Here is a 2,785-nt window from a genome sequence, read left to right as displayed (position 1 = left end):
CAGGCGAAGCAGCACGACGACCGATCCTGCCGCAGACGGCGATCACCGCCGTCGGCGGGGTGACCTGCACGGACGTAATAATCGGCACACTCAGGATCCAGCATCGTGGACGACGCGGGCTGGAAGCCCGGTCAGGGCGTGAGCCGAGGCCGCGACGCTGACGAAGTTTGCGATGGCCTACAACGCCGGCACCCTCAACCTCACCCACAAAGCCGGGGGCACATGATGGAGGTCTTCGACGGCGCAGATTGTGGCTGGACCGGACACCGAGACCCCGACAAGGCCGCCCGCACCCTGCGGACGATCGAGGACGCCGCTGGCTGGCCAATCTGCACCCCCGGTGCGGCAGAGCGCTCGAGCCGCGCCCAAATCTGATCGCCTAGTCGGCTTCCCCGACCAGGGACGCGAGGTGATCGAGGAGCCGGTCGAACTCAGGGGTACTCGTGAACTCCTGGTGCTTTTCGGCGTCGGCGAGTTTGTGGCGGATGTCGCGGACCCGTTTGCGTACGTCCTTGGTCTTGTCCTTCCCCTTCTCTCTGCCCTCAGCCAGCTTGTCCTGGGCTTCGGAGATCTTGTGTTCCAGATCGTCGGCGAGGTGCGGGTCGAGCCGACCTTCGCCGGCGGCAGCGCTCAGTTCCTGAGACACCTGGCCGAGCAGCACCCCGGGGTCGTTCGACAACGCTGCGGGTGTGTCGACGGCAGCGGACGGGCTCGACAGAGGAGAAGCATCTGAAGCAACGGATGGCGAGGAAGCGGGGTCGGTGGTGGGCGGCACTGCTCCCTGGGTCGCGGCAGGGGGGTCGGCAGCGGCCACCTGTGCGGAGTCCGGCTGGAAGAGCAGGTATCCCACGGTCGCCAGGGCGGCCGCTGCCAGTCCCGAGATCACTGCCGTGCGCGACCGGGAGTCACGCCTGCGGGATCGTCGTGTGGCAGGAGCAGGCAGCACGGCCGTGCGTCCCACCTCGGCGGCCGGTCGTGAGGACGGCGGTGATGTGGGCTGTGCCGTCGCGGCCGCGCTCGACCTTCCCGGAGCGGACAGCCAGTCCGCGACCTGTTCGGCGCCGGGGCGCGCTTCCGGTTCCTTGGCGAGCAGCGCCAGGATGAGTTGTTCGAGCTCCGCCGGAAGCTCCACGCCCACGCTGTGCGGGGGCAACGGCGACTCCTGGACATGCTGGTAGAGCAGCGCTGTCGGAGTGTCCGCGCGGAACGGGGGGTGCCCGGCGAGAAGCTCGTACAGTACGCAGCCGAGCGCGTACATGTCGGAGGCAGGACCAGCGTCCTTTCCGAGGGCGCGTTCGGGGGCAAGGTAGGAAACCGTTCCCACGATCATGCCCGCGCTGGTGAGGGCGGCCGCCGTGTCATCGGCGAGACGGGCGATACCGAAGTCCACCACCTTGACCGTGCCGTCCGGCACCAGAAGGAGGTTGGCAGGCTTGATGTCGCGGTGGATGATGCCCCGGTGGTGCGCAGCGGCCAGGCCTGAGGCGGTCTGGCTGCCGATGGCAGCCACCTCGCGGGGCGTGAGAGGTCCCCCCGAGGCCAGCCGCTCGGCGAGACTGTGCCCCTGGACCATCTCCATGACCAGATACAGGCGGCCGTCGGCCTGGCCGAAGTCGTATACGGCGACGACGTTGGGGTGGCTCAAGCGAGCGGTCGTCTGCGCCTCCTGGTGGAAGCGGGCCGCAGCAGTCGGGTCAACGCCACCGGCCAGGAGCAGCTTGACCGCGACCGGGCGGCCGAGGACCTCGTCGCGTGCGCGCCAGACCTCTCCCATTCCACCTCGGCCGAGAAGCTCCTCGAGCTGGTACCGACCCGCCAACAACACGCCGAACGCCCCCACATAGCCGTCAGAACCGAACTCACAGGTACGCACCATGCCGGATCGCAACTGCCGGCTCACCACGGCATCGGGAGCACATTTCGTTCACGAGATGAGACACCGCCCAGTCAGGACCGCTGACCGCGCGGTAGCCGGGTTGCGCGCCAATGCTGATGAGGCCCGCTCACCAAGGCCTCGGCAGGCTATCAGGCCATGATCCACTCGGATGGAGAGCCATCACCACGGCAGGGTGCCCGCCGAGTAAGAGGGGGGCACCGGCGGCAACGCGCCTTCGCGTGGCGGCTTTACGGGCGCTACGAATTCGCCGTGGAAGGCGGCACGGCGGCCGTCGGCGTCTCGGCCCACTCGGAGCCCCCTGGTGGGCATTCCTGTGCTCCGTGCTATGCGCTGTGATCGCCAGCGTGGCCGCACTTCTGCCGCAGGAGTCCGAGCACCGGCGTGACGTGGTGCGGGACTACCTCCGCCACCGCGAGCGCATGTACCGGCTGCGACGTGAGCTGCCCCGGCAGCAAGCACAGGGGGACCGAATGACGGCGCCGAGTCCGGCCGGGTGGCGAACCGTCGTCCCTTGAGATCCCGCGGTGCGGGTGCGCTGGGCCCTCTTCGCTACCCTCACCGGCATGCCGAAGATTCTGCGAGCCCTGGTCTCCTCTCCGCTCATCAAATCCTCGACCAGGCCGGCAGTTGGCTACGCCTGGCCGGAACCCGAGACTGCGACATGCGCACCTTCCAACTCGTTGGCCTGGACACCGTGATCGGCTGCTACTCCACCCTCAGCAGCGCCCTGAACGCCTGACGGGAGCTGTCGGCTCGTACAAACTCGGTGCCGTAGCCGCACAGACCCGGCCAAACGTCACGCAATGCGACATCGAGCCAGGGCTGTTCACCTTCGCAGGAGCGGTTGCTGTGACAGATCTGTGCGACCAGCCGCTAATGATCACGGCG

The 2,785-nt window shown here is 68.2% G+C and carries 2 protein-coding genes; one reads left to right on the top strand and one right to left on the bottom strand.

Translation table 11 applies throughout. The annotated features are described in order from the left end of the window. Positions 1-379: 379 nt before the first annotated feature. A complete protein-coding gene (locus tag ACNPQM_RS43875) occupies positions 380-1,774 on the bottom strand; it encodes a protein kinase domain-containing protein (protein WP_418088383.1) in 1,395 nt (464 codons plus the stop codon). Between the two features lie 467 nt (positions 1,775-2,241). Here ACNPQM_RS43875 and ACNPQM_RS43870 point away from each other — a divergent pair, with 467 nt between their 5' ends. Further along, on the top strand, positions 2,242-2,412 hold the full coding sequence (locus ACNPQM_RS43870; protein WP_418088382.1) for a hypothetical protein: 171 nt from the start codon (positions 2,242-2,244) through the stop codon (positions 2,410-2,412). Positions 2,413-2,785: the final 373 nt, after the last annotated feature.

Origin of the sequence: Streptomyces sp. NPDC056231 (assembly GCF_048270745.1) — a bacterium.
In the GTDB taxonomy this organism is placed as follows: Bacteria; Actinomycetota; Actinomycetes; order Streptomycetales; family Streptomycetaceae; genus Streptomyces.
Note: the sequence above shows the minus strand (reverse complement) of the source record. Positions and strands in the feature narration are given on the sequence as shown.